At 63.7% G+C, this 22,402-nt stretch carries 22 protein-coding genes and 1 pseudogene; 12 read left to right on the top strand and 11 right to left on the bottom strand.

The genetic code is table 11. From position 1 onward, the window contains the following. The first annotated feature begins 1 nt into the window (after position 1). From AC2CGW_RS15600 to greB, 4 genes are all read left to right on the top strand, one after another. Positions 2 to 1,408 carry an MltF family protein gene (locus AC2CGW_RS15600; RefSeq protein WP_484574264.1) on the top strand — a complete coding sequence of 469 codons (1,407 nt, stop codon included), beginning with the start codon at positions 2 to 4 and terminating at the stop codon, positions 1,406 to 1,408. Positions 1,409 to 1,516: 108 nt separating this feature from the next. Further along, the gene (locus AC2CGW_RS15605) at positions 1,517 to 1,951 is read left to right on the top strand and encodes a DoxX family protein (protein WP_186669576.1); all 435 of its coding nucleotides are present in this window, start codon (positions 1,517 to 1,519) and stop codon (positions 1,949 to 1,951) included. 213 nt (positions 1,952 to 2,164) lie between these two features. Next, positions 2,165 to 2,473, top strand: coding sequence for a hypothetical protein (locus AC2CGW_RS15610; protein ID WP_186669575.1), 309 nt, complete (start codon positions 2,165 to 2,167; stop codon positions 2,471 to 2,473). A gap of 91 nt (positions 2,474 to 2,564) precedes the next feature. Further along, on the top strand, positions 2,565 to 3,041 hold the full coding sequence (greB, locus tag AC2CGW_RS15615) for a transcription elongation factor GreB (RefSeq protein ID WP_186669574.1): 477 nt from the start codon (positions 2,565 to 2,567) through the stop codon (positions 3,039 to 3,041). Here greB and pdxR read toward each other — a convergent pair. Then, the gene (pdxR, locus tag AC2CGW_RS15620; protein ID WP_484574265.1) at positions 3,013 to 4,473 is read right to left on the bottom strand and encodes a MocR-like pyridoxine biosynthesis transcription factor PdxR; all 1,461 of its coding nucleotides are present in this window, start codon (positions 4,471 to 4,473) and stop codon (positions 3,013 to 3,015) included. The genes greB and pdxR overlap by 29 nt on opposite strands. Positions 4,474 to 4,669: 196 nt before the next feature. Between pdxR and AC2CGW_RS15625 the strand changes: the two genes are divergently transcribed. Continuing rightward, positions 4,670 to 5,875, top strand: a complete 1,206-nt coding sequence (locus AC2CGW_RS15625) for an MFS transporter (protein ID WP_484574266.1) — start codon at positions 4,670 to 4,672, stop codon at positions 5,873 to 5,875. Here the strand turns inward: AC2CGW_RS15625 and AC2CGW_RS15630 are convergent. Beyond that, the gene (locus AC2CGW_RS15630; protein WP_186719669.1) at positions 5,838 to 8,345 is read right to left on the bottom strand and encodes an ABC transporter permease; all 2,508 of its coding nucleotides are present in this window, start codon (positions 8,343 to 8,345) and stop codon (positions 5,838 to 5,840) included. The genes AC2CGW_RS15625 and AC2CGW_RS15630 overlap by 38 nt on opposite strands. Continuing rightward, a complete protein-coding gene (locus tag AC2CGW_RS15635; protein ID WP_063544135.1) occupies positions 8,345 to 9,028 on the bottom strand; it encodes an ABC transporter ATP-binding protein in 684 nt (227 codons plus the stop codon). Before AC2CGW_RS15635 ends, AC2CGW_RS15630 begins: the two co-directional genes overlap by 1 nt. Positions 9,029 to 9,038: 10 nt before the next feature. On the opposite strand from AC2CGW_RS15635, the gene AC2CGW_RS15640 reads away from it, so the two are divergent. The 3 genes from AC2CGW_RS15640 (at position 9,039) to AC2CGW_RS15650 (ending at position 11,072) form a co-directional block, all read left to right on the top strand. Beyond that, complete coding sequence (locus AC2CGW_RS15640; protein ID WP_484574267.1) at positions 9,039 to 9,644, top strand: arylesterase; 606 nt, start codon at positions 9,039 to 9,041, stop codon at positions 9,642 to 9,644. Positions 9,645 to 9,702: 58 nt separating this feature from the next. Continuing rightward, complete coding sequence (locus AC2CGW_RS15645) at positions 9,703 to 9,984, top strand: hypothetical protein (RefSeq protein WP_186711412.1); 282 nt, start codon at positions 9,703 to 9,705, stop codon at positions 9,982 to 9,984. A 110-nt stretch (positions 9,985 to 10,094) separates the two neighbouring features. Then, complete coding sequence (locus AC2CGW_RS15650) at positions 10,095 to 11,072, top strand: L,D-transpeptidase family protein (protein ID WP_186669565.1); 978 nt, start codon at positions 10,095 to 10,097, stop codon at positions 11,070 to 11,072. A 149-nt stretch (positions 11,073 to 11,221) separates the two neighbouring features. Here AC2CGW_RS15650 and oprI read toward each other — a convergent pair whose 3' ends face one another. Beyond that, the gene (oprI, locus tag AC2CGW_RS15655) at positions 11,222 to 11,473 is read right to left on the bottom strand and encodes an outer membrane lipoprotei OprI (protein ID WP_003259780.1); all 252 of its coding nucleotides are present in this window, start codon (positions 11,471 to 11,473) and stop codon (positions 11,222 to 11,224) included. A gap of 502 nt (positions 11,474 to 11,975) precedes the next feature. On the opposite strand from oprI, the gene AC2CGW_RS15660 reads away from it, so the two are divergent. Further along, entirely contained in the window at positions 11,976 to 12,257 is a 282-nt protein-coding gene (locus AC2CGW_RS15660) for a GNAT family N-acetyltransferase (RefSeq protein WP_186669564.1), read from the top strand. 60 nt (positions 12,258 to 12,317) lie between these two features. Here AC2CGW_RS15660 and AC2CGW_RS15665 read toward each other — a convergent pair whose 3' ends face one another. Both AC2CGW_RS15665 and AC2CGW_RS15670 read right to left on the bottom strand, forming a co-directional pair. Next, positions 12,318 to 13,394 carry a 3-deoxy-7-phosphoheptulonate synthase gene (locus tag AC2CGW_RS15665; protein WP_054895443.1) on the bottom strand — a complete coding sequence of 359 codons (1,077 nt, stop codon included), beginning with the start codon at positions 13,392 to 13,394 and terminating at the stop codon, positions 12,318 to 12,320. A gap of 243 nt (positions 13,395 to 13,637) precedes the next feature. Further along, positions 13,638 to 14,048: pseudogene (locus AC2CGW_RS15670) on the bottom strand (PilZ domain-containing protein); the annotation flags it as partial. Between the two features lie 118 nt (positions 14,049 to 14,166). On the opposite strand from AC2CGW_RS15670, the gene AC2CGW_RS15675 reads away from it, so the two are divergent. The 3 genes from AC2CGW_RS15675 (at position 14,167) to cysB (ending at position 16,811) form a co-directional block, all read left to right on the top strand. Continuing rightward, positions 14,167 to 15,114 (top strand): putative 2-dehydropantoate 2-reductase, encoded by a 948-nt coding sequence (locus AC2CGW_RS15675; RefSeq protein ID WP_484574268.1) that lies wholly within the window; start codon positions 14,167 to 14,169, stop codon positions 15,112 to 15,114. Between the two features lie 97 nt (positions 15,115 to 15,211). Further along, positions 15,212 to 15,709: a universal stress protein gene (locus tag AC2CGW_RS15680; protein WP_151924055.1), complete on the top strand. Its 498-nt coding sequence runs from the start codon at positions 15,212 to 15,214 to the stop codon at positions 15,707 to 15,709. A 127-nt stretch (positions 15,710 to 15,836) separates the two neighbouring features. Beyond that, positions 15,837 to 16,811 (top strand): HTH-type transcriptional regulator CysB, encoded by a 975-nt coding sequence (cysB, locus tag AC2CGW_RS15685; RefSeq protein ID WP_054895446.1) that lies wholly within the window; start codon positions 15,837 to 15,839, stop codon positions 16,809 to 16,811. Positions 16,812 to 16,903: 92 nt separating this feature from the next. Here the strand turns inward: cysB and AC2CGW_RS15690 are convergent, their stop codons facing one another. From AC2CGW_RS15690 to rloA, 5 genes are all read right to left on the bottom strand, one after another. Further along, complete coding sequence (locus AC2CGW_RS15690; RefSeq protein ID WP_186669561.1) at positions 16,904 to 17,638, bottom strand: phosphoadenylyl-sulfate reductase; 735 nt, start codon at positions 17,636 to 17,638, stop codon at positions 16,904 to 16,906. Between the two features lie 150 nt (positions 17,639 to 17,788). Continuing rightward, complete coding sequence (gene pabB / locus AC2CGW_RS15695; protein WP_288375489.1) at positions 17,789 to 19,132, bottom strand: aminodeoxychorismate synthase component I; 1,344 nt, start codon at positions 19,130 to 19,132, stop codon at positions 17,789 to 17,791. Between the two features lie 109 nt (positions 19,133 to 19,241). Continuing rightward, positions 19,242 to 20,222, bottom strand: a complete 981-nt coding sequence (locus AC2CGW_RS15700) for an alpha-L-glutamate ligase-like protein (protein ID WP_063544141.1) — start codon at positions 20,220 to 20,222, stop codon at positions 19,242 to 19,244. Continuing rightward, positions 20,222 to 21,757: an osmotic stress tolerance membrane protein RloB gene (gene rloB, locus AC2CGW_RS15705; protein ID WP_186669555.1), complete on the bottom strand. Its 1,536-nt coding sequence runs from the start codon at positions 21,755 to 21,757 to the stop codon at positions 20,222 to 20,224. The genes AC2CGW_RS15700 and rloB overlap by 1 nt, the downstream gene beginning before the upstream one ends. Positions 21,758 to 21,762: 5 nt before the next feature. Continuing rightward, complete coding sequence (rloA, locus tag AC2CGW_RS15710) at positions 21,763 to 22,299, bottom strand: retropepsin-like aspartic peptidase RloA (RefSeq protein WP_186669553.1); 537 nt, start codon at positions 22,297 to 22,299, stop codon at positions 21,763 to 21,765. Between the last annotated feature and the right edge of the window lie 103 nt (positions 22,300 to 22,402).

Here is a 22,402-nt window from a genome sequence, read left to right on the forward strand (position 1 = left end):
CATGCTGCGAACCCTGCTGACGACCTTGCTGTTGCTCGGGCTGATCGCCGCTGAGCCTGCCATCGCCCGCGAAGCCGGCCCATTGCAGCATGTGCCGAGCAGCCAGAGTCGTGACCTTGCGCAGATTCGTGCGAGCAAGGTGTTGCGGGTGCTGGTCAACCAGAGTCGCAACAGCTCAGGCGAGGTCAAGGGCGAACCGGTAGGTATCGAATACTATCGCCTGCGCGCGCTGGAGCATTTTCTCAATGCGCGGGTCGCGGATGGTCAGGAAATCACGCTGCAGATCATCCCGCGCGCCAAGGAACAACTGATAGGTGCCCTGCAGCGCGGTGAAGGCGACCTTGCCGCGCCCGGCGAATTGCTTGATGCGGGGCTGGTGCAGGGTGTCGGTGTCAGTGCACCGGTGCTTGACCAGGTGCCGTTGCTGCTGGTCGGGCGCAAGGGCGAACGGGCCTTCAGCCGGGTCGAGCAACTGTCCGGGCGCACCATCGCGCTGACTACCGCCAGCGCTGCCGGTGCGGTGATCGAGCAGATCAACCAGCAGCTGGCCCTGCGCAAGCGCCCGCTGGTGAAGATCGAGTGGGTCGACCCCACCCTGGCCGTCGAGGATGTACTGGAGATGGTCCAGGCCGGCATCTATCACCTGACCGTGGTGGAGCGCCCCATCGCCCAACGCTGGGCGCGGGTGATGCCCAAGCTGCGCCTGGACACCCAGTTGCGCCTGAGCCAGCCTCAGGCCATGCGCTGGTATGTGCGCAGGGATGCCGAGCAGTTGCTGGCCAGCGTGGACCGCTTCCTCGCCGTTTACCGTGCGCCGGACAACCAGGATGCAGCCTTCGAGCGCATCTATCGACGCCAGTACCGCGTGCACAATCCGTTGGCTCGCCAGGACCGCCAGCGCCTGGAGTCGCTGCGCGCGGTGTTGCAGAAGCACGGCGCCGACCAGCAGATCGACTGGCTCAATCTGGCGGCCTTGGCGTTCAAGGAGTCGACGTTCGATCCCAAGGCTCGCGGCACAGGGGGCGCCCATGGGCTGATGCAGATCACCCCGGCCGCCGCGCAACGGGTGGGCGTGAGCAATACCGCCACGGTCGATGGCAATGTTCAGGCCAGCGCGCGCTACCTCGCGTTGATCCGGCGCAAGTTCTTTTCCAGCCCGCAGCTCAATGAGCGTGAGCGCATGGCCTTCATTCTCGCCGCCTACAACCTCGGTCCGGAGCGTGTCCAGGCCATGCGCGCCGAGGCCCGTCGCCGCGGCCTCAACGGCAACCAGTGGTTTTTCCAGACCGAGCGCATCGCCATGGAGCAGGTGGGGATGGGGCCGGTGAACTTCGTCAACAGCGTCAACAAGTACTTCCTGGCATTCAACCGTGAGCGCAGCGCCTTGGAGCGGGTTGCGAAACGCTGATAAATCGACTTTTTCGATTTGTTTGTTGGGTTTTTTGCGGTTTTCTTATTCGTTGGTTTGATTAAGATGGCGGCCATTCCAACCTGACATTTCAAGGAAGCTCACCCGATGAATCCCTCCCTCAACGCCCTGTTCGTCACCCGCGCCGGTTTCGGCCTCAGCATCATCCGCATCCTGGTCGGCATCATCTTCATGGCGCATGGCTCACAGAAGCTGTTCGGCCTGTTCGGTGGCCATGGCCTGGAAGGCACCGGTCAATGGATGGAAAGCATTGGCCTGGCCCCTGGCTATCTGATGGCCCTGCTTTCGGGCAGCGCGGAGTTCTTCGGCGGCCTGGCACTGCTGCTCGGCCTGCTGGCCCGCCCGGCGGCGCTGGCGCTGAGCGTGACGCTGGTGGTGGCGATCTTCTCGGTGCACATCGGCAATGGTCTGTTCATGTCCAACAACGGCTACGAGTTCGCCCTGGCACTGTTGGGCGGCACGCTGGCGGTGCTGGTCGAAGGGGCGGGGCGCCTGTCTCTGGATCGTCTGATCGCCCGCTGACATCTCGTTGCAACCACCCTGCGGCAAGCTGCAAGTGAATGCCCTCTTGCAGCTTGCCGTCCGACGCTCTACGATACCGCTTGCGCCGATTTAAACAGCTACTTGCGGGGCGCAGGAGAGGCCCCCGGGCGATCCGAAATACCGCTAAAGCGCTGGTTCGGTGACGCCTCCCACCGCTGCCCAGCGGGATTTGCGAGGCGAAGAGATACCACCATGAGTTGCCCACGTACCAGTGTCTGCCTGACCCCACTGCCTGTTGACCAGGCCTCCCGCACTCCGCGCATCCTGCTCGGTGGCCAGCATCAACCCACGCTCCTGCGTAACCTCGACGGCTTCTCGCGCCGCAAGGGCCAGGCCCGCGCCTTCCTCATCCAGTTCGCCGAAGCGGCTTGCAACCTTGCCCATTACGCCAACGATCGCTTTGACCTGGCCGTAATCCAGGCCCCGATCGGCGAGGATGCCGGCGAGATCATCGGCCAGTTGACCCGCATCGCGCGCCAGGGCCTGATCACCCGTCGCTGAGCGGGGTGTGGCGGCTTCTGTTTTTGGTTAAGCTCGGTAACCCGGCAGGCCCAAGGCGCCTGCTGTGGCTGTGCCGAGGAGAGCAAGCGGTTTGAGTACCAACATCATCACCACCGAAGGTCATGACGCCCTCAAGAAGGAGCTGGACCACCTGTGGCGCGTCTACCGCCCCGAGATCACCCAGAAGGTGACCTGGGCCGCGTCGCTGGGGGATCGCAGCGAGAACGCCGATTACCAGTACAACAAGAAATTGCTGCGCGAGATCGATCGGCGGGTCCGCTACCTGCGCAAGCGCCTCGAGGATGTGAAAGTCGTCGCCTATTCCCCGGAGCAGGAAGGCAAGGTGTTCTTCGGTGCCTGGGTCGAGATCGAGAACGACGACGGCGAAACCCTGACGTTTCGCATCGTCGGTTACGACGAAATCTACGGTCGCAACGACTACATCTCCATCGACTCACCCATGGCCCGCGCGTTGCTGAAGAAAGAAGAGGGCGACGAAGTGCTGGTGCATACGCCCACGGGCGAAGCGACCTGGTACATCAATCGCATCCACTACGGCGCCCAGTGAGCGCATCCCGGTACAGCCGCCCCAGCGAGTCCCCGGCCAGCGCAATCTGCGCCTCGGTCAACGAGGCGTAGCCCACCAGTACGCCTGGAGGCCAGGCATGTTCACGGGTGAACAGTCCGAGCGGCTGAAGCATCAGGCCCTGCTCGCGGGCCTGTTGGCAGAATTGCTGTTCGTTGCAGCCTTCGGGCAACCAGAGGATGAAATGCAGCCCTGACTGCTCGCCGGCAATTCGCACGTCAGTGTGCCGGCGCAGCCTGTCGATGAGCAGGTCGCGGCGTTGCTGGTAGGTCTGCCGGGCAATGCGCAGGTGGCGCGCGTACTGGCCGTTGCCGAGCATCTGCTCCAGGGCTCGCTGGCCGAGGGCGCCAGGCGCTTGCCCGGAGATCGTCAGAGTGTCCAGCATTTCGGCGTGCAGGCGGCGGGGCACCACGGCGAAGCCCAGGCGCAGGTTGCTGAACAAGGTCTTGTTGAAACTGCCGCAGAACAGCACTCGGTCATGGTGGTCGATCGCCTTGATCGCCGGCAGCGGTGCACTCGCATAGTTGTACTCGCTGTCGTAATCGTCCTCGATGACTATCGCGTCCTGTGCCTGCGCCCAGTCGAGCAAGGCCTGGCGGCGTTCGACGCTCATGCAGATGCCCAATGGCGCTTGATGGGCGGGCGTCACGTGCACCGCCCCGAGCGTTTCATGGTCGGCAAGGGTATCGACGCGCAGGCCCTGTTCGTCGAGTGGCGTGCTGAACAGCCTGTGCCCCGAGCGTTCGAAAATCCGCCTGGCCCAGGCATAGCCTGGGTCCTCGAGGGCGAGCGCCCGGTGCCTGGGCAGCACGCGGCTGAACAGGTCGAGGGTGTGGCGAATACCGTGGGTGACCAGGATGTCATCCGCCTCGCAGTCGATACCTCGATAGAGTCTCAGATGGGCTGCAATGGCCTGGCGCAGGCGTGGGTCACCCTGCGCAGGCAAGCGTTCAAGCAGGCCGGGGGCCTCCAGGCGTGCCGGGAAAAGATTCTGCTCCAGCAAGTTCGGGTCGGGCAGGCGCGCGACGAAGGGGACGCGCGCCTGGACCTGCGCTTGCAACAACTGTGGATCGGGCATCGGCCGCGCTGGTGGCGCGTGGCCGGTCGGGTTGCCGGATGCGATCAGGGCATCGGGCAGTTGCAGGGTGACCTGCGAGCCCGCGCCCTGGCGACGCTCGATGAAGCCTTCCAGCTTGAGTTGCTCGAACACCGCCTCCAGCGTGCCGCGCGCTACGCCCCAGCGCTGTGCCAGCGTGCGTGTTGAGGGCAGCAGGGTGCCGGGTGGCAGATGGCCGCTGACCATCAGTTCCTGGAGAAAGCCATGCAGCAGCCGGTGCTTGCCGGTGGCGCTGCCGGCAGACAGTTCGAACGGCAGGGCGAGGTCGAGGGCAATGGCTTGCTTGCCTCTGGCCATAGTGGTCCATACCCGGGAAGGCCTAATGGGCCTTCATCTTATGCAGCGCCGCCCCTAACCTCAATCGCCTGACGCAGAGCCTTTGCGTCGTGCCCTTCAGGCGTCCCGAACCTTCATTCAAGGAACATCGAATCATGTGTAGAGCGGTGGGGCTGCGTTCGCCCGTCCGATTGTCTTTTGCGTTGCGGGTGCGGCCATGAACCGGCCCGGATTGTCAGTGGCCTTGCTGAGTGCGGTGGTGGTACCGCAGGTCGGCCTCGGCATCATGGTGCCAGCCTCGGTACAACTGGCCGAGCAGCTGCAGTCTGGCCTTGGTCAGGTACAGAGCACTTTGGTGATGTATATGGTCGGCTATGCGCTGTCGATGATGCTGGCCGGGCTTTTGAGCGATCGCTACGGGCCGCGCGCAGTGCAGTTGGGCGGGCTGTTGCTGGCTGTGCTCGGCACAGGGCTTGCGGCCAGTGCGACGTCTTTCGTTCCGTTCATGATTGGCCGTCTGCTGCAGGCCCTGGGCGGCTGCGTTGGCACGGTAACGACACGCATGGTGGTGCGCGAGGTGTTCGCCGAGCACGAGCGCATGGGCATTCTCACTACGCTGGCTTCGGCCATCGCTATCACGCCGTGCCTTGCGCCGCTGCTGGGCGGGGCGCTGCTGCCGCAAGTGGGGTGGCGCGGGATACTGGGGCTAGTGGGGGTGTTCAACCTGCTGGTGCTGCTCGTGTTCTGGCGCCTTGTGCCTCGCCTGCCGGGCACGGGGCAGGGTGTTGCGGTGGGCACGATCCTGCGCGTGTACAGGCGCAATCTGGGCACGGGAGCGTTCGTCTTTCACGCGTGTTGTATCAGCCTGGTCTGGATGAGCTACTTTGCGTTCCTGTCCTCGTCGTCCTACGCCTTCCAGAGATTGCTGGGGTTCAGTGCGTTCGAGTACGGCACCCTCATTGCGATCTGTGCACTGGGTTATGTCACCGGCAGTTTCCTGGCCCGGCGCCTGAGTCGCAGGCATGACCTGACGCAGATCCTGGCTGTGGGGGCCGGCATCGGCACTGTCGGCTGGGGCGGCCTGTGGCTGGCGGTCCATTGGATCGGGCCGACGGCGGGCGCCTTCGTCGTGCCGATGATGGCGATCCTGCTGAGTACTGGCATGGTGATCCCGGCCACCCAGGCTGGGTTGCTGCGCTGTGTGCAGCAGGACATCGGGCTGTCCACCGGGCAGTTCTTTTTCCTGCAGATGGCCAGCGGTGCGGCCTATGGGCTGGTTGCCAGCCACTGGCCGGATCTGGACGTGAGGCAACTGGCCTTGCTGGTGGGGACGCCAATGGTGCTGCTCACCGTGCTGGTGGGCACGGCGAGCTGGCGCCATCGGCTCAAGTCTCGCGCAGTACGCTCAGTGGTGTCGCATTGAGTGCGCGGCGGGTGCCGAACACACCGGCACCGCCTACCAGGATCGCGCCCAACAGTGGCAGCACCAACAGCCAGGGGTGGGGCGCCCAGTGCAGGTCGAAGGCGTAGCGATACAGGGCCCAGGTGATCAGTTCGCAGCCCAGGGCTGCGAGCAGGCCGCTGGCGGCGCCAAGCAGGCCGAACTCGATGCGCCGGGCCTTGACCAGTAGTGCACGACCGGCGCCCAGGGCGCGCAGTAGCGCGCCTTGGCGGATACGCTCGTCCAGGGTGGCCTGCAGGCCGGCGAACAACACCGCAAGGCCTGCCGCGAGCACGAACAGCAGTACGTACTCCACCGCCAACGTGACCTGGGCGAGGATGCTGCGCAGTTGCCCCAGCAGCGCATCGACCTGGAGGATGGTCACCGCCGGAAACGCCCGCGACAGGGCGACCACGTCGGTATCGTGCCCCGGTGCGAGGTAGAAGCTGGTCAGGTAGGTGGCGGGCAGGCCTTGCAAGGTGCCTGGCTGGAAGATCATGTAGAAGTTCGGCTGGAAGCTGTCCCAGTGCACCGTACGCAGGCTGCTGACCCGTGCCTGGCGGTGCTCGCCGCCAATGTCGAAGGTCAGCAGATCGCCCAGCTTGAGCTTGAGGCTTGCGGCCAGCTCCGCCTCGACCGATACCGCGGGTGGTCCGTCGGCCGGCGGTGGTGTCTGCCACCAGTCGCCTTCGCTCAAGGCATTACCCTGGGGCAGTTCGGCAGCCCAGGTCAGGCTCAGGTCACGCTGCACGGCACGGTCGCCGGTGGACTCCTTGCTCACCAACTGTTGTACCGGCTGATCGTTGATATGGGTGAGACGGCCGGGGATCACCGGGTACAGCGGCGCCGAGGTGGCATTGACCTCGCGCAGGCGCTGGGCAAAGGGTTCGCGCTCGTCTGGCAGGATGTTCAGGGCGAAGTGGTTGGGGGCATCCTTGGGTAGCTGCGCCTGCCAGTTGTCCAGCAACTCGGCGCGCAATAGCGCGACCAGGGCCATGGCCAGCAGGATCAGGCCGAAGGCCAGCGCCTGGCCGGCGGCTGCCAGCGGATGGCGCAGCAACTGGCCCAGCCCCAGGCGCCAGGGCAGCGGCGAACCGATCAGCAACCGGCGCAGGCTGCGCAAGCCGAGCAGTAGCAGGCCGCCGAGCAGCAGCGCAGCGATCATGCCGCCGCCGAGCAGGGCGAAGGTCAGCAGCAGGTCGAGGCTCAGACGCCACATGATCAGGCCCAGGGCGAACAATGCGGCGCCATAGACCAGCCAACTGCTGGGCGGAACTGGCAGCAGGTCGCGGCGCAGCACACGCAGAGGCGGCACTCGGCCCAGTGCGGCGAGCGGTGGCAGGGCGAAGCCGGCCAGCGCCACCAGGCCGGTGCCGATGCCGGCCAGTGCCGGGGCGATGCCGCCCGGTGGCACGGTGCTGGGCAGCAGCCCCTGCAGGAGGGCGAACAGCCCCAGTTGCGCGAGCCAGCCAAGCAGGGCGCCGGCCAGTGCCGCCACCAGCCCCAGCATTGCCAGTTGCAGCGAGTACAGGCCCAACGCCTGGTGTCGTGACAGCCCCAGGCAGCGCAGCAGGGCGCTGGCGTCCAGGCGGCGGGCGGCGTAGCGGCTGGCCGAAAGCGCCACGGCCACGCCGGCCAGCAGTACCGCCACCAGGCTGGCCATGTTCAGGTAGCGTTCGGCGCGACCCAGCGCGCCGCCAATCTGGCGGTTGCCATCACGGGTGTCGAGCAGCCGCTGGTTGGCAGCAAGATCCTTCTCCACCGCCTGGCGATACTGCACGAGGATGTCCGGCTCGCCGCGCCACAGGTCGCGATAGGTGACCCGGCTTCCTGGCTGGATTACGCCGGTGGCGTCCAGGTCGGCGATGTTCATCAGCACTCGCGGGGTGAGGCTGTAGAAGTTGCCGGCGCGATCTGGTTCGTAGGTCAGCACCCGGGTCATGCGCAGGGTCTTCATGCCCACGTCGATGCTGTCGCCCAGTGACAGCCCCAGTGCCGCCAGCAGGCGTGCCTCGACCCAGGCTTCGCCGGGCGCCGGCCCGCCGCCGGGCGTTTCGCTGCCATAGGGCGTGGCGGCGCTGCGCAGTTGGCCGCGCAGCGGGTAGGACGGGTCGATGGCCTTGATGCTCGACAACTGGATGCCAGCATCGGCGGCTACCACGCTGGTGAACTCCACTACGCGAGCGTGGGTCAGGCCGCGCGAAGTGCCGGCGTCGATCTGCGCCGCCTGGGCAGCGGAGGAACCCTGCAGTACCAGGTCGGCAGCGAGGAATTCGCTGGCCCGCAATTGCATGGCACCGTTGAGGCGGGCGCCGAAGTAACCGATGGCGGTGCTGGCGGCGACGGCCACCAGGAGTGCGAAGAACAGTACCCGTACTTCACTGGCGCGAGCGTCACGCAGCAGTTGGCGCAGGGCCAGGGCGCACAGGCGCATGAACGGCAGGCGGGTCATCATGGCTCCAGGGGCGCCACCAGGCGTCCGGCGTCCAGGCGGATCAGGCGACGGCAGCGCTTGGCCAGCCGTTCGTCATGGGTCACCAGCACCAAGGTAGTGCCGCGTTCCTTGTTGAGCTCGAACAGCAGGTCGCTGATGCGCTCGCCGGTATGGCTGTCGAGATTGCCGGTGGGTTCGTCGGCGAACAGCACTGCCGGGTGCGCCGCGAAGGCGCGGGCGATCGCCACCCGTTGCTGCTCGCCGCCGGACAGTTGGCGTGGGGTGTGGCTCAGGCGCTGGCCCAGGCCGACCCGTTCGAGCAGGGTGCGGGCCTGTTCGCGGGCGTCGCGGCGACCGTCCAGCTCCAGGGGCAACATGACGTTTTCCAGGGCATTGAGGCTGTCGAGCAACTGGAACGACTGGAACACGAAACCGACGTGTTCGGCACGCACCCGTGCCCGCTGGTCTTCGTCGAGGGGGCCGAGGTCGTGACCGGCGAGCACGACACTGCCATCGCTGGGGCGGTCAAGGCCTGCGAGCAGGCCGAGCAGGGTCGACTTGCCGGAGCCGGATGCACCGACGATGGCCAGGCTGTCGCCTTGGTCAAGGTCGAGGGAAAGCGGGTGAAGGATGGTGAGGTCGCCTTCCGCGCTGGGGACCACTTTGCTAAGGTTCTGCGCAACGAGAATGCTGGGGCCCATGGAGAATCCGATGCGAATGTGGTGGTTGAGTGCCGGTCTGGCCCTGTGTTGCCTGGCCCAGGGCGCGACGGCGGGAACGGTGCTGGTTGTCGGCGATAGTATCAGCGCCGGTTTTGGCCTGGATACCCGCCAGGGATGGGTCACGCTCCTGGAAAAGCGCCTGAAGGACGAGGGTTTTACCGACCGCGTGGTCAATGCCTCGATCAGTGGCGACACCAGCGCAGGTGGCCAGGCGCGGCTGCCGGCGCTGCTTGCAGCGCACAAGCCTGATCTGGTGGTGCTGGAGCTGGGCGGGAACGACGGGCTGCGTGGGCAACCTCCACAACAATTGCAACAAAATCTTGCCTCGATGATCGATCGCTCCCGTGAGGCCGGCGCCAAGGTGGTGTTGCTCGGGATGCGGCTGCCGCCGAATTATGGCGCGCGCTATACCACCGCGTTCGCCCAGGTCTATGAGCAGTTGGCGAACGAAAAGAAGGTGGCCTTGGTGCCGTTCTTTCTGGAGGGCATAGGTGGGGTAGCGGAGATGATGCAGGCCGACGGCATCCATCCGGCCCAAGGCGCCCAGCAGCGCCTGCTGGAGAATGCCTGGCCGACGATAAAACCCTTGCTCTGACGCTTTTATCGGGGGCCGCTTTCGGCTAATGTTGCGCCCCCCGTTTCGAGTGCCCCCGATGCCACGCCCCGCCTGGTCCCTGTATGCCTATCAACTGATCGAGCCCGACGAGCAGCTCGACCTGTTCGCCTGCCAGGAAGTCCGTGTCCATCTCGCCGCTCGCCAGCTCGAACTGGGTGCTCCGGTCGACCGCACCTTGTGTGGCGGCTTGCTGCCGGCGCAGCCGCGCTGGTCGTCGGTCGAGCGCGTGGTCTATCGCGACGAACGCCTGTGCCCGCTGTGCCGGGCCATCCTCGATGCCCAGCGCCGGGGTACACGCCCGGTGTGGCCGGAGCTCTGAGCTCACCTTTCATCATTTGTAACCCTTGCAACGCCTGCCGATGCCTCCCGCTTGAATCCGGGCGGGTGTACAATCGAATGTCTTGAACCCTCTTTCGAAGGATTTACCGGATGTTGCCGCGCTTTCCCGCCGTCACCCGTTGCCTGTCCCTGGCCGCCTTGCTGCTGACCGGTCCTGCCGTCGCGCTGGAGCTGCCATTGCCACCGCCCGGCGAAGACGTCGTCGGCCAGGTCCGGACGATCAAGGCCAAGTACGAAGACACCTTCGCCGACATCGGTACGGCCAACGACCTGGGCTACCTGGAGATGATCGCCGCGAACCCGGGCGTCGATCCCTGGTTGCCGGGGGCTGGCACCGAGATCATCCTGCCGACCCGTTACGTCCTGCCACCCGGGCCGCGCGAGGGGATCGTCATCAACCTGGCCGAGTACCGCCTGTACTACTACCCGAAAGGCGAGAACGTGGTGCACACCTTCCCGCTGGGGATCGGCCGTGAAGGCTGGGGCTCACCGATCGCGATCACCAAGATCACCGCCAAGACACCGAACCCGACCTGGACGCCGCCGGCCTCGATTCGCGCTGAACACGCCGCTGACGGCGATATCCTGCCTGCTGTCGTGCCGGCCGGCCCGGACAACCCGCTGGGTCCGTTCAAGTTCACCCTGGGCCTGCCGGGCTACCTGATCCACGGTTCGAACAAGAAGTTCGGCATCGGCATGCGCACCAGCCACGGCTGCTTCCGCATGCTCAACAACAACGTGGTGGCGCTCTCCAAGATGGTGCCGGTGGGCACCCCGGTGCGGATCATCAACGAGCCTTACAAGTTCGGCGTGAGTGGTGGCAAGGTCTATCTCGAGGCACACACGCCGTTGGACGACCATGGCAACCCGTCGGTGGTCGACAAGCACACGGCCGTCATCAATGCACTGCTCAAGCGTGAAGACTTGACCAACAACCTGCGTATGAACTGGGACATGGTTCGTGACGTGGTGGCCGCCGAGGACGGCATGCCGGTCGAGATCGCCGTGCCTGTCAATGGGCAAGGCGCTGCGCCGATGGTATCGAGCATCCCGCCAGAGCTGCAGTAAGCCCTTGCCTGCTTGAACCGAAAGGCCTGCCATCGTGCAGGCCTTTTCGTTTTTTGGGAGGCGGGAGGCGAGGTGAGAGAGGTCTTTTTTCGGGCAATAAAAAAGCCGGCCCACAAGTGGGCCGGCTCCATAACAATCCGTGAGGATTATTACTTGCGGCTGGCTTTGTCCAGCATACGCAGAGCGCGCTCGTTGGCTTCGTCAGCGGTCTGCTGAGCCTTCTGAGCGGCTGCCAGAGCGTCGTCAGCCTTACGGTAGGCTTCGTCGGCACGGGCTTGAGCGCGAGCTGCTGCGTCTTCAGTCGCAGTCAGACGAGCTTCGGTTTCTTTGGATACGCTGCTGCAACCGGTAGCCAGAACTGCGGCCAGAGCCAGAGCAGAGAATTTCAGAACGTTGTTCATCGTGTTCCCCTTCAAGGACTTTCTATTAAATAGCCATCTCTCGGAAAAGAGAAACTGGCCGGCGTACATAGTACCCATTACTTGTAGTAAGTAAACTGACAGAGCGCAAGAACTGCAAAAAAAATGTTGCCACGGGCCGCGTGTGACGGGGTTTGTAAAGAAAGTGTGAAGACCCCGCAAATCGGACGCAAGCGGTTGTACCAAGGAAACTTTTTGTTGAACTAAGGGTGACTTTCACGGTCCTCAAACGTCTTACCCCGTAGAACATCCGGCTGGCTGTTTGGTGTCGACCGGCACCGGCGGCCCAACCCGCTTGCATGGAATTTTTAGCCATGTGCACCTTGAGCAATCCCGCGTTGCACGCCTACTATTTGGGTGTCCCGGGCGTCGAACGATTGCTGATGGACCACGGTCCAAGGGGCATGAGTGGCGTTGAGGTTCCTCCGCCGGATAAACCATCGGTCAAGGCAAAGGTCTGCCAAAAGACCTGCGAGGAGTAGTGATGAGTGACGCGCTGACCATCCACCATGACCAGGCCGGTCATCAGTTCGAGACCAACGTGGACGGTCATCGTGCCTACCTGACATACATGGATCTGGGCAAGCAGACGCTGGACATCTATCGCACCTTCGTCCCCAACGCCCTGCGTGGTCGTGGCATCGCCGCCGCCTTGACTGAAAAGGCCCTGGAGTACGCCGAACAAATGGGTTACACCGTGATTCCATCATGCTCTTACGTCGAGCGTTACATGGAGCGCCAGCAGCGCCACTCGACCAAGGCCTGAATCGACACCGCACCAACGAAAACGCCGGGCAATTGCCCGGCGTTTTCGTTTGCGTGCGTATCAGCCGCGCTGGCGCTTGGGCAGCACATCCTTGAGCTTGGCGTGCATGCTGCGCAGGCTCTTCTCGGTGGCGGCCCAATCGATGCAGGCGTCGGTCACCGAAACACCGTATTGCAGGTCTTCAAGGTTTTTCGGAATGGCCTGGCAGCCCCAGTTCAGGTGGCTTTCGACCATCAGGCCGATAATCGACTGGTTGCCTTCCAGAATCTGGTTGGCGACGTTCTCCATCACCAGCGGCTGCAACGCCGGGTCCTTGTTGGAGTTGGCGTGGCTGCAGTCGACCATGATGTTGGCCTTGATCTTGGCCTTGGCCAGGTCCTGTTCGCACAGGGCAACGCTGACCGAATCGTAGTTGGGTTTGCCGTTGCCGCCACGCAGCACCACGTGGCCGTAGGCGTTGCCTTTGGTGGTGACGATCGACACGCCGCCTTCCTGGTTGATACCCAGGAAGCGGTGGGGCTTGGACACCGACTGCAGGGCGTTGATCGCCACGGTCAGGCCGCCGTCGGTGCCGTTCTTGAAGCCGACCGCCGAAGACAGGCCCGAGGCCATTTCACGGTGGGTTTGGGATTCGGTGGTACGGGCACCGATGGCCGACCAGCTGATCAGGTCCTGCAGGTATTGCGGGGAGATCGGGTCGAGGGCTTCGGTCGCGGTCGGCAGGCCCTTCTCGGCCAGGTCCAGCAGCAATTGGCGACCAATGTGCAGGCCGTCCTGGATCTTGAACGAGTCATCCAGGTAGGGGTCGTTGATCAAGCCTTTCCAGCCTACGGTGGTACGAGGCTTCTCGAAATACACGCGCATGACCAGATAGAGAGTGTCGGAGACTTCTTCGGCCAGTACCTTGAGACGGTCGGCGTACTCGTGGGCAGCCTTGATGTCGTGGATCGAGCAGGGGCCGATCACGACGAACAGGCGATGGTCCTTGCCGTCGAGGATGTTGCGCACCACTTCACGGCCGGCAGTCACGGTCTGCAGGGCCTTGGCGCTGAGGGGAATCTCTTTCTTCAGCTGATCGGGGGTGATCAGGGTCTCGTTGGAGGCAACGTTGAGGTCATCGATCGGTAAATCAGCCATCGTGTTACTCGTCAGGTCACGGGTGCCGGCCGCCAGCAAACCCCGTGCGGCCCAGCAGCAGATTGTTCGCAGCGGGGAGCCGAACCTTAGCGCGTTACATCGGGCGCGACAATGGGCAGGGGGCTGTCAGCGCTGAAAAGGTGACTTGCCCGTGCGCGAGCTGCCTTGCAGGCCGATCGCGATACAAGGATCGCGCAGTGGGCTCGCCGAGGGCGGCGACATCAGGGGGTGTTCGCCCAGCAGCGCTGCTTCGGAGAATTCGGCGCCGTGCTGGGCGATCCACTGCTGTGCCAACGCCTGCGCCTGTTCGCCCTGCAGGTCATGTTGCTGGTGCAGTTGGCAGTAATGATGAATATGGCAAACCTGCTCACCCATGCGTGCGCCGAACAGCGCCTGGTCGTCGGTGAAGGCGATGCCCACGCGGTAGCCAGCATCCAGCCGCTGGCACCAGGCAACATAGCCGGCATAGCGTGCCTGTGCGCCCAATGAAGGAATGACCACTTCCACTGCAGTGCCGCGACGGTAGGCACGCGGATGGTTGCAAGCGATGCCGCCAAGCCCCAGGGTATGCAGGTGCCGACGGAACAGGCTGGGAGACGGGCGAAGATTCAGCTCGACCGGAATCCCGTCAGGGTGAGGCAGAAATCCACACATCGTCGACTCCGTGTCGATTATTTGACCTTCATGGCCTGAGTATAGTGAAGGATCGCAAACAGGCTGATTCACTGTAAGAAAATCGGACAGACAGTCATCGCTTCGACAGGAGAGCGGTATGGATCCTCGTAACAAACGCATCGGCATCATCGGTAGCGGTGCCATCGGTGGCTTCTATGGGCTGATGCTGGCGCGTGCCGGTTTTGACGTGCACTTTCTGCTGCGCAGCGAATATGGCGTGGTGCATGAGCAGGGGCTGACCCTGAACAGCGCCGTGCACGGAGAGCTGCAGATGAAGGTCCAGGCCTATGCCTCGGCCAGTGACATGCCGCAGTGCGACTGGTTGCTGATCGGCACCAAGGCCACCAGTAACGCCGAGTTGGCGCCGCTGATCGTCCAGGCGGGAGCGCCCGGTGCCAAGGTGGTGTTGCTGCAGAATGGCCTGGGCGTCGAGGAGCAGTTGCGTGGCGCGTTGCGCGACGACATGCACCTGCTCGGGGGGCTGTGCTTTATCTGTGTGAACCGCGTAGCGCCCGGGGTGATCCGCCACCAGGCACTGGGCGCGGTCAACCTGGGTTACCACAGCGGTCCCAGCGACGACCGCGGTGCAGCCATTGTCGCCGAGGGCGCCGAATTGTTCCGCGCTGCGGGGGTCGACTCGCAGCCGATGGACAACCTCGTTCAGGCGCGCTGGCAGAAGCTGGTGTGGAACGTGCCGTACAACGGCCTGTCGGTGTTGCTGCAGGCCAGCACGACGCCTCTGATGGGCGACCCCGACAGCCGCGCGCTGATTCGCGGGCTGATGGCCGAAGTGGTCGAGGGCGCACGGGCCTGCGGGCATCCACTGCCGGAAGGCTATGCCGAGCACCTGTTCCGGGTCACCGAGCAGATGCCTGACTACTGGCCGAGCATGTACCACGATCATGCTCAGCAGCGGCCGCTGGAGTTGCAGGTGATCTACGGTGAACCCCTGGCCCGTGCCCGCGAGGCCGGTTGCCACTTGCCGAAGATGGAAGCGCTGTACCAGGCGCTGGCGTTCATCGACCGGCGCAACTGCGCGGGCTGAAGCGTATGGCTGGCCGCTGCGCCGGACGGCGAAGCGGCTCTCCACGGCACTGCTAAGCTGTAGCTTGCTCTGCCCCCGTGGCAGTGGAGGAGGCCGAATGATCCGTTCCATGCTGTACGCCACCGATCTCGGCGTCTACGCGCCCTTCGTCATGCAACACGCCTTGGCCCTGGCGCGGACCTTCAACGCAGAGTTGTACGTGATCCACGCCGTCGAACCCATGGGCCAGTTCGCCGAGTCGTTACTGCAAAGTTATCTCGATGAGCAGACCCTCGACCGCCTGCACTCCCAGGGGGTCAACACGGTGATGGCCAACATCGAGCAGCGGGTGCTGGAAAATTTTCGCGAGGAATTGGGCGAGGCGGCCGATCTGGCGGTGATCAAGGCCGTGCGGGTGCGCCAGGGGGATCCTGCGCAAGTGATTCTGGAGCAGGCCCAGCGTCTGGCGGTCGACCTGTTGATCTTCGGCAGCCATGCCGAGGGCGCGGGTGTCGATGTGCCGATTGGCCGCACAGCGGTACGGCTGCTGCAACTGTCACCGGTGCCGGTGTACATGGTGCCGTTGGCACAGCATTTGGGGCGTAGGAAAGTCTGAAGCTGGCGGTAGGTCTTTTCCTTGGGGTGTAACAAAATAGTTCTAGATTTATTTCTCTTACCACTAATATAGTTATAAATCGTCGCTGCCAGCAGCCGGTGACCTACCGCTGATTCGAGGGGAATCTATGAAGCTTCAACAACTGCGCTATATCTGGGAAGTAGCGCACCATGACCTCAACGTCTCCGCGACCGCGCAGAGCCTGTACACGTCTCAGCCCGGGATCAGCAAGCAGATCCGTCTCCTCGAGGACGAACTGGGCGTCGAAGTCTTCGCCCGCAGCGGCAAGCACCTGACCCGCGTCACCCCGGCGGGCGAGCGCATCATCACCACTGCTGGCGAGATCCTGCGCAAGGTCGAAAGCATCAAGCAGATCGCCCAGGAGTTCTCCAACGAGAAGAAGGGCACGCTGTCCATCGCGACCACCCACACCCAGGCCCGCTATGCCCTGCCTCCTGTGATCAGCAACTTCATCAAGCAGTACCCTGAAGTATCCCTGCACATGCACCAGGGCTCGCCGATGCAGATCGCCGAGATGGCCGCTGACGGTACTGTCGATTTCGCCATCGCCACCGAGGCGCTGGAGCTGTTCGGTGATCTGATCATGATGCCGTGCTACAAATGGAATCGTTGCGTGGTGGTGCCCCAGGGGCACCCGCTGACCAAGTTGCCGAAGCTGACCCTCGAAGCGGTGGCCGAGTACCCCATCGTCACCTACGTGTTCGGTTTCACGGGCCGTTCCAAGCTCGACGAAGCGTTCAACCATCGCGGCCTGACCCCGAAGGTGGTGTTCACCGCCGCAGACGCCGATGTGATCAAGACTTATGTACGCCTGGGCCTGGGTGTGGGCATCGTCGCGAAGATGGCGGTCGATCCGAAGCTCGACAGCGACCTGGTGTGCCTGGATGCGAGCGAGCTGTTCGAAGCCAGTATCACCAAGATCGGCTTCCGCCGTGGCACTTTCCTGCGTGGCTTCATGTGCGATTTCATCGAGAAGTTCGCGCCGCACCTGACCCGCGAAGTGATGGCCAAGGCGATCCAGTGCCACAACAAGCAGGAGCTGGAAGAACTGTTCGAAGGGGTTGAGCTGCCCGTGCACTGAGTTGGCATGAGGCAGGGGCCGCGTCGCGGCCCATCGCGGGGCAAGCCCGCTCCTACAGGTTTTGTGTAGGTGCGGGCTTGCCCCGTTTGTTTTCAGGCCTTGCTGATCAGGTTGCCGGCGTGCAGCCCGCATTCCTTTTGAGTCGACTCTTCCCACCACCAGCGTCCTTCACGCTCGTGCTGGTTCGGCAGCACCGGGCGGGTGCAGGGTTCGCAGCCGATGCTGATGAAGCCGCGTTCGTGCAGGCTGTTGTACGGCAGCTCGAGCATGCGGATATAACCCCAGACTTCCGCGCTGCTCATCTGCGCCAGGGGGTTGAACTTGTACAGGGTGCGTTCGGGCGTGGAGAACGCCGAATCGATCTCCAGTGCCGCGACCTGGCTGCGGGTGCCAGGGCTCTGATCGCGGCGCTGGCCGGTGGCCCAGGCGCTGACGGTGGCCAGCTTGCGACGCAGCGGCTCGATCTTGCGGATGCCACAGCATTCGCCATGGCCATCCTTGTAGAAGCTGAACAGGCCCTTTTCCTTGACGAAAGGATCGAGCTTGGTGCGATCCGGGCTGAGGATTTCGATCGGCAGGTTGTACTGCTCGCGAACCTGGTCGATGAAGCGATAGGTTTCCGGGTGCAGGCGACCGGTGTCGAGGCTGAACACCTTGACTTGCTTGTTCAGCTTCCAGGCCATGTCTACCAGCACCACGTCCTCGGCACCGCTGAAAGAGATCCACAGGTCGTCGCCGAAGTGTTCGAAGGCGAGCTTGAGAATGTCCTGCGGGGACTTGCTGGCATAGGTTGCGGCCAGGGCGGCGACGTCGAAGGGTTGGCTCATCAGGCGGTTTCCATCGTGTGTATGGCGCTGTGCGCTCGTAATGGGGCGATGGTAACAAAAAATGGCGGGGTAGACGGGCTCGAATAGAGGGTGCCTGCTTCGCGGGCAAGTCGGGGCGCCGAACCGCCGCTCCTACAGGCGAATCATCGGCTATAGGCCCTGCAAGGTCTCCATCAACACCCGCACCTTGGCGATCGACTCCTCGTATTCGGCCTCCCACGCCGAATCAGCCACCACGGCGCCACCGCCCCAGCAACTGACCTGGCCATCCTTGATCAGCAGGCTGCGGATGGCGATCGAGCTGTCCATCTCGCCGCGCACGTCAATGTATAGCAGCGACCCGCAGTACAGCGCCCGGCGTGTCGGCTCCAGTTCATCGATGATCTGCATGGCGCGGATCTTCGGAGCCCCGGTGATCGAGCCGCCGGGGAAACTGCCGGCGATCAGGTCCAATGCATCCTTGCCGACGGCCAGGCGTCCGGTGACGCTGCTGACCAGGTGGTGGACGTTGGGGTAGCTCTCCAGGCTGAACAATTCCGGCACCTTCACCGAACCGATCTCGCAGGTACGGCCGATGTCGTTGCGCAGCAGGTCGACGATCATCAGGTTCTCCGAGCGATCCTTGGTGCTGGCTTGCAACTCGCGAGCGTTGCGCAGGTCTTGCTCCGGGTCTGGCGAGCGTGGGCGGGTGCCTTTGATTGGGCGAGTCTCGACGTCGCCCTGATTGACTCGGATGAAGCGCTCTGGCGAAAAACTCAGCAGTGCGCTGTCTGGGCTCAACTGCTGGAAGCCGGAGAAGGGCGTCGGGCAGGCGCTGCGCAGCGCTTGGTACGCCTGCCACGGGTCGCCCTGGCAGGGGGCGCGAAAGCGCTGCGTGAGGTTGATCTGGTAGCAGTCTCCGGCGTGGATGTAGCGTTGTACCTGATCGAAGGCCGCGTGGTACTGCTCGGCACGAAGGTCGCCCTGCATGGGCGCGAGCAGCTTGAAGGTTCCGTTGGGTGACCTGTCATCGCCCTCGAACAGGCGGATCAGGCGCTCGCGTTCGCTGCTGGGCAAGGCGGGATGGAACACCAGTTGGCTGGTGCGCAGCTGGTGGTCGGTGATGGCAGCCCAGGCGTACAGGCCCAGTTGCGCATCGGGCAGGCCGAGGTCGTCTGTCGCCAGGTGCGGTAGATGCTCCAGGCGCCGGCCGAAGTCATAGCTCAGGTAGCCGATCAGTCCGCCGGCGAACGGCAGTTTGCTGCCCTCGGGCAGCGTAGCCTCGCCAAGCCCCGCCAGCGCCTGGCGCAACCGCTGCAGATAGCTTTCGCCGCTTTCGCCGTTCTGTGCTTGCAGTTGTTGCAGCGGCCAGGCACTGAACAGGTCGAAGCGCCCGCGCTCGGCGACCGGACGGGCGCTGTCGAGCAGGATGGCGCCGGGGGCCAGGCGCAAGCGGCTGAAGTAATGCGCAGGATCGGGCTGGTAGGGCAGGGGGTGCAGCGTACAGGTCGGCATCGGAATGGACGGCGATGAAAATCAAGGAGGGGGATTGTAGGCCGCTGTAGGAAAAGTGCCTAGCACCAGTTGGAGCAGGCCGCCCCTGCAGGGACGGCCTGTGCTGGAGTCATTGCTGGACGACGTGGCCGAACAGCCCCTGTGCCACCCGCACGCGAGTCTCGGCATCTTCGCTGATGCCGTCCTTGGCCAGCGCCTCGATATGCGCCTCGATGGCGTGGGTGCGCTGGGTCAGGCCGCAGTCGTTGGCGATCTGGATGTTCAGGCCGGGGCGGGCGTTGAGCTCCAGGATCAGCGGGCCCTTGTCCTGGTCCAGCACCATGTCCACGCCGATGTAGCCCAGCCCGCACAGCTCGTAGCAACTGGCAGCCAGCTTCATGAAGCCGTCCCAGTTCGGCAGCTGCACGCCGTCCACTGCGTTGGTGGTGTCCGGGTGTTTGCTGATGATCCGGTTCAGCCAGGTGCCGCGCAGGGTGACGCCAGTGGCGAGGTCCACGCCGACGCCGATCGCACCCTGGTGCAGGTTGGCCTTGCCGCCGGACTGGCGGGTCGGCAGGCGCAGCATGGCCATCACGGGGTAGCCCATCAGCACGATGATGCGGATGTCAGGCACGCCTTCGTAGCTGATGCTCTTGAAGATCTGGTCGGGGGTGACGCGGTACTCGATCAGGGCTCGGTCGCGGTGTCCACCCAGCGAATACAGCCCGGTGAGAATGCTCGAGATCTGGTGCTCGATTTCCTCATGGCTGATGATCTTGCCAGAGACCGTGCGATAACGGTCCTCGAAGCGGTCGGCGACTACCAGGATGCCATCGCCGCCAGCGCCCTGCGCTGGCTTGATCACGAAGTCGCTACGCCCGCCGATGATCTCGTCGAGCTTTTCGATCTCTTTTTCGGTTTCGATGATGCCGTACATCTCCGGCACATGGATACCGGCCGCCAGTGCGCGCTCCTTGGTGATGATCTTGTCGTCGACGATCGGGTACAGGTGGCGTTTGTTGTACTTCAGAACATAGTCCGCGTTGCGCCGGTTGATACCCATGATGCCCCGGGCCTCCAGGGCTTTCCACGTCTTGATCAGTCCGAACATCAGGCGTCAGCCTTCTTCAGGAATGCCTTGAAGCGAACGAGCTCGGTCAGGCGGTAGCCGCGATAGCGACCCATCGCCAGCATGAAGCCCACCAGGATCAGCAGCACGGCCGGGAAGGTGAAGACGAAGTACACGGCTTCCGGCACGGTCATCAGCAGGTGCGCCAGCGAGGCTGCGAACAGGGTGCCGACGGCGACTTTCATCGCATGGCCGCCGCCACGTTCTTCCCAGGTGATCGACAGGCGCTCGATGGTCATGGTCAGGATCACCATCGGGAACAGCGCCACCGACAGCCCGCGCTCCAGGCCCAGCTTGTGGCTGAACAGGCTGATCGCAGCGATCAGCACCACGACGAAGGTCAGCACCACCGACAGGCGGGGCAGCATCTGCAGCTTCAGGTGTTCAAGATAGGAGCGCAGCGAAAGGCCCAGGGCGGTGATCACCGTGAACAGCACGATGCCGAAGCCTAGCTGCGTTTCGCGGAAGGCCAGGGCAATCAGCACCGGGGTGAAGGTGCCAAGGGTCTGAATGCCGATCAGGTTGCGCAGTACGAGGATGACCAGCACGCCGATCGGGATCATCACCATGATCATGAAGGTCTGCTGGGTTTGCAGCGGCAGGCCGTACAGGGAGTATTCGAGGAAGTCGGCGTCGGTGTTCTCGTCGGTCAGCTTGGCCAGGCGGATGGCGTTCATCTCGCTGTTGTTCATGCTGAAGGTGACGGTGGCCTTCTTGCCGCCATCGACGGTAATCAGGTTTTCATCGCCGGTCCACCACAGCAGGCGGTCACTGGGCAGGCCTTGCTCGCCGGTTTCCGGGTTGAAGTACAGCCAGGCGTTGCCGTTGAAGCTGCGCAGCCACAGCTCAGGGCTCTGCGGGGTGTCGGCAACCAGGCGGATGGTATGGACCTTTTCCATCGGCACGTGGGCGATCGACAGCAGCAGGTCGATGACCTGGGCTTTCTTCATGGGGGAGTTGTCGCCGGCCAGCAGCAGCTTGGCGTTGTCGTCGTTGGCGTTGTTGACACGCTTGATGGTTTCGCTGACGAAGGTCTCGACGTCGGCAGAGTGTTGGCGAATCGGTGCCATCAGTGCTTCGGCGGCGATCTTTTCGGGGCCTTCGACCGCCAGGCTGTCACGGAAGGTCGGACCCTTGATCTTGGCTTTCTCGGTGCTGTAGCGCTTGGTCAGGACCAGGCGGTAGTACAGGGTCTGGTTGCCACTGGCGCGGCGAGCCGACCAGGTGACCTTGCGATTGCCGTCGGTGCGATTGACGCTGACCCCGTAGTTGTTGGAGATGAAGCTCTCGTTGAGGCTCACGTAGTCGCGGTTCAGTGGCGGCACGAACATCTGGATCTTCACCGGGTCCTTGGGACTGGCGACGAACTCGACCTTGGCGTCGATGTTCCACAGATCGTCGGTCTCGTCTTCGGTCACCGGGATGCCCAGGATGAAGATCTGGTAGCAGGTGACCGTCACGCCCAGCAGCACCAGGATGGTGATCAGGACTTTCAGGTGCAGGGTAAGAGAGCGCATCGGAATTACTCTACTTTGGGAGCTTCGGTGGCACAGGCAGGTTTGCCGGCGGCGTATTTGAGGCTGGGGTCGACCAGCGCGTCGAAGTGCTTGAGTGCCTCGGAGCCAATCAGCAGCGGGAACTGGAAGGCGCTGCGGTCGGTGAGGTTGACTTCGATGGTGCGCAGGGCCTGGCCCATGCAGATGTTCAGTTCGATCACCGGGCGGGCGGTGTAGGCCTTGCCTTCGTCCGGGTCGTAGTCACCGGCACGCCGCTTGATCTTGCTGACGCGGGCCAGTGGGCGTTCGATGGGGTGCTTGTGGGCGGCGTCGATGGCCAGGTAGAAGCGCACCCAGCTTTCGCCATCGCGCTTGAAGCGCTTGATGTCGCGTGCGCTGAGCGAGGCGGTCTTGGCGCCGGTGTCGAGCTTGGCGGCCACTTCAAGGTCAAGATCGCCCAGGCGGGCGTATTCGTTCAGGCCGTACACGGTCTTTTCGGCCGCATGGCCAAGCGCCGGCAGCAAGGCGAGGCTGAACAACAGTGAATAAAACGTGGGTCTCATAGTCCTGGCGCGGTGCTGTCTGTGTTCGGGGCAGGGCGCAAGCGCCTCGTTCATCTGTCAACAGCATGAAATGATGACAGGCACACTATCCGTAATCCTTGGG

This window comes from Pseudomonas sp. SYWMCR5, from assembly GCF_057197165.1.

Bases quoted from the DNA above. Each gene is read 5' to 3' on its own strand.
- cysB (WP_054895446.1), top strand. From the start codon at position 15,837: ATGAAGCTTCAACAACTGCGCTATATCTGGGAAGTAGCGCACCATGAC.
- AC2CGW_RS15650 (WP_186669565.1), top strand. From the start codon at position 10,095: ATGTTGCCGCGCTTTCCCGCCGTCACCCGTTGCCTGTCCCTGGCCGCC.
- rloB (WP_186669555.1), bottom strand. From the start codon at position 21,757: ATGCGCTCTCTTACCCTGCACCTGAAAGTCCTGATCACCATCCTGGTG.
- AC2CGW_RS15630 (WP_186719669.1), bottom strand. From the start codon at position 8,345: ATGACCCGCCTGCCGTTCATGCGCCTGTGCGCCCTGGCCCTGCGCCAA.
- AC2CGW_RS15600 (WP_484574264.1), top strand. From the start codon at position 2: ATGCTGCGAACCCTGCTGACGACCTTGCTGTTGCTCGGGCTGATCGCC.
- AC2CGW_RS15660 (WP_186669564.1), top strand. From the start codon at position 11,976: ATGAGTGACGCGCTGACCATCCACCATGACCAGGCCGGTCATCAGTTC.
- AC2CGW_RS15700 (WP_063544141.1), bottom strand. From the start codon at position 20,222: ATGTTCGGACTGATCAAGACGTGGAAAGCCCTGGAGGCCCGGGGCATC.
- pdxR (WP_484574265.1), bottom strand. From the start codon at position 4,473: ATGGCCAGAGGCAAGCAAGCCATTGCCCTCGACCTCGCCCTGCCGTTC.
- AC2CGW_RS15635 (WP_063544135.1), bottom strand. From the start codon at position 9,028: ATGGGCCCCAGCATTCTCGTTGCGCAGAACCTTAGCAAAGTGGTCCCC.
- AC2CGW_RS15640 (WP_484574267.1), top strand. From the start codon at position 9,039: ATGCGAATGTGGTGGTTGAGTGCCGGTCTGGCCCTGTGTTGCCTGGCC.
- AC2CGW_RS15605 (WP_186669576.1), top strand. From the start codon at position 1,517: ATGAATCCCTCCCTCAACGCCCTGTTCGTCACCCGCGCCGGTTTCGGC.
- oprI (WP_003259780.1), bottom strand. From the start codon at position 11,473: ATGAACAACGTTCTGAAATTCTCTGCTCTGGCTCTGGCCGCAGTTCTG.
- AC2CGW_RS15610 (WP_186669575.1), top strand. From the start codon at position 2,165: ATGAGTTGCCCACGTACCAGTGTCTGCCTGACCCCACTGCCTGTTGAC.
- AC2CGW_RS15645 (WP_186711412.1), top strand. From the start codon at position 9,703: ATGCCACGCCCCGCCTGGTCCCTGTATGCCTATCAACTGATCGAGCCC.
- pabB (WP_288375489.1), bottom strand. From the start codon at position 19,132: ATGCCGACCTGTACGCTGCACCCCCTGCCCTACCAGCCCGATCCTGCG.
- rloA (WP_186669553.1), bottom strand. From the start codon at position 22,299: ATGAGACCCACGTTTTATTCACTGTTGTTCAGCCTCGCCTTGCTGCCG.
- AC2CGW_RS15680 (WP_151924055.1), top strand. From the start codon at position 15,212: ATGATCCGTTCCATGCTGTACGCCACCGATCTCGGCGTCTACGCGCCC.
- AC2CGW_RS15690 (WP_186669561.1), bottom strand. From the start codon at position 17,638: ATGAGCCAACCCTTCGACGTCGCCGCCCTGGCCGCAACCTATGCCAGC.
- AC2CGW_RS15665 (WP_054895443.1), bottom strand. From the start codon at position 13,394: ATGGCTGATTTACCGATCGATGACCTCAACGTTGCCTCCAACGAGACC.
- AC2CGW_RS15675 (WP_484574268.1), top strand. From the start codon at position 14,167: ATGGATCCTCGTAACAAACGCATCGGCATCATCGGTAGCGGTGCCATC.
- AC2CGW_RS15625 (WP_484574266.1), top strand. From the start codon at position 4,670: ATGAACCGGCCCGGATTGTCAGTGGCCTTGCTGAGTGCGGTGGTGGTA.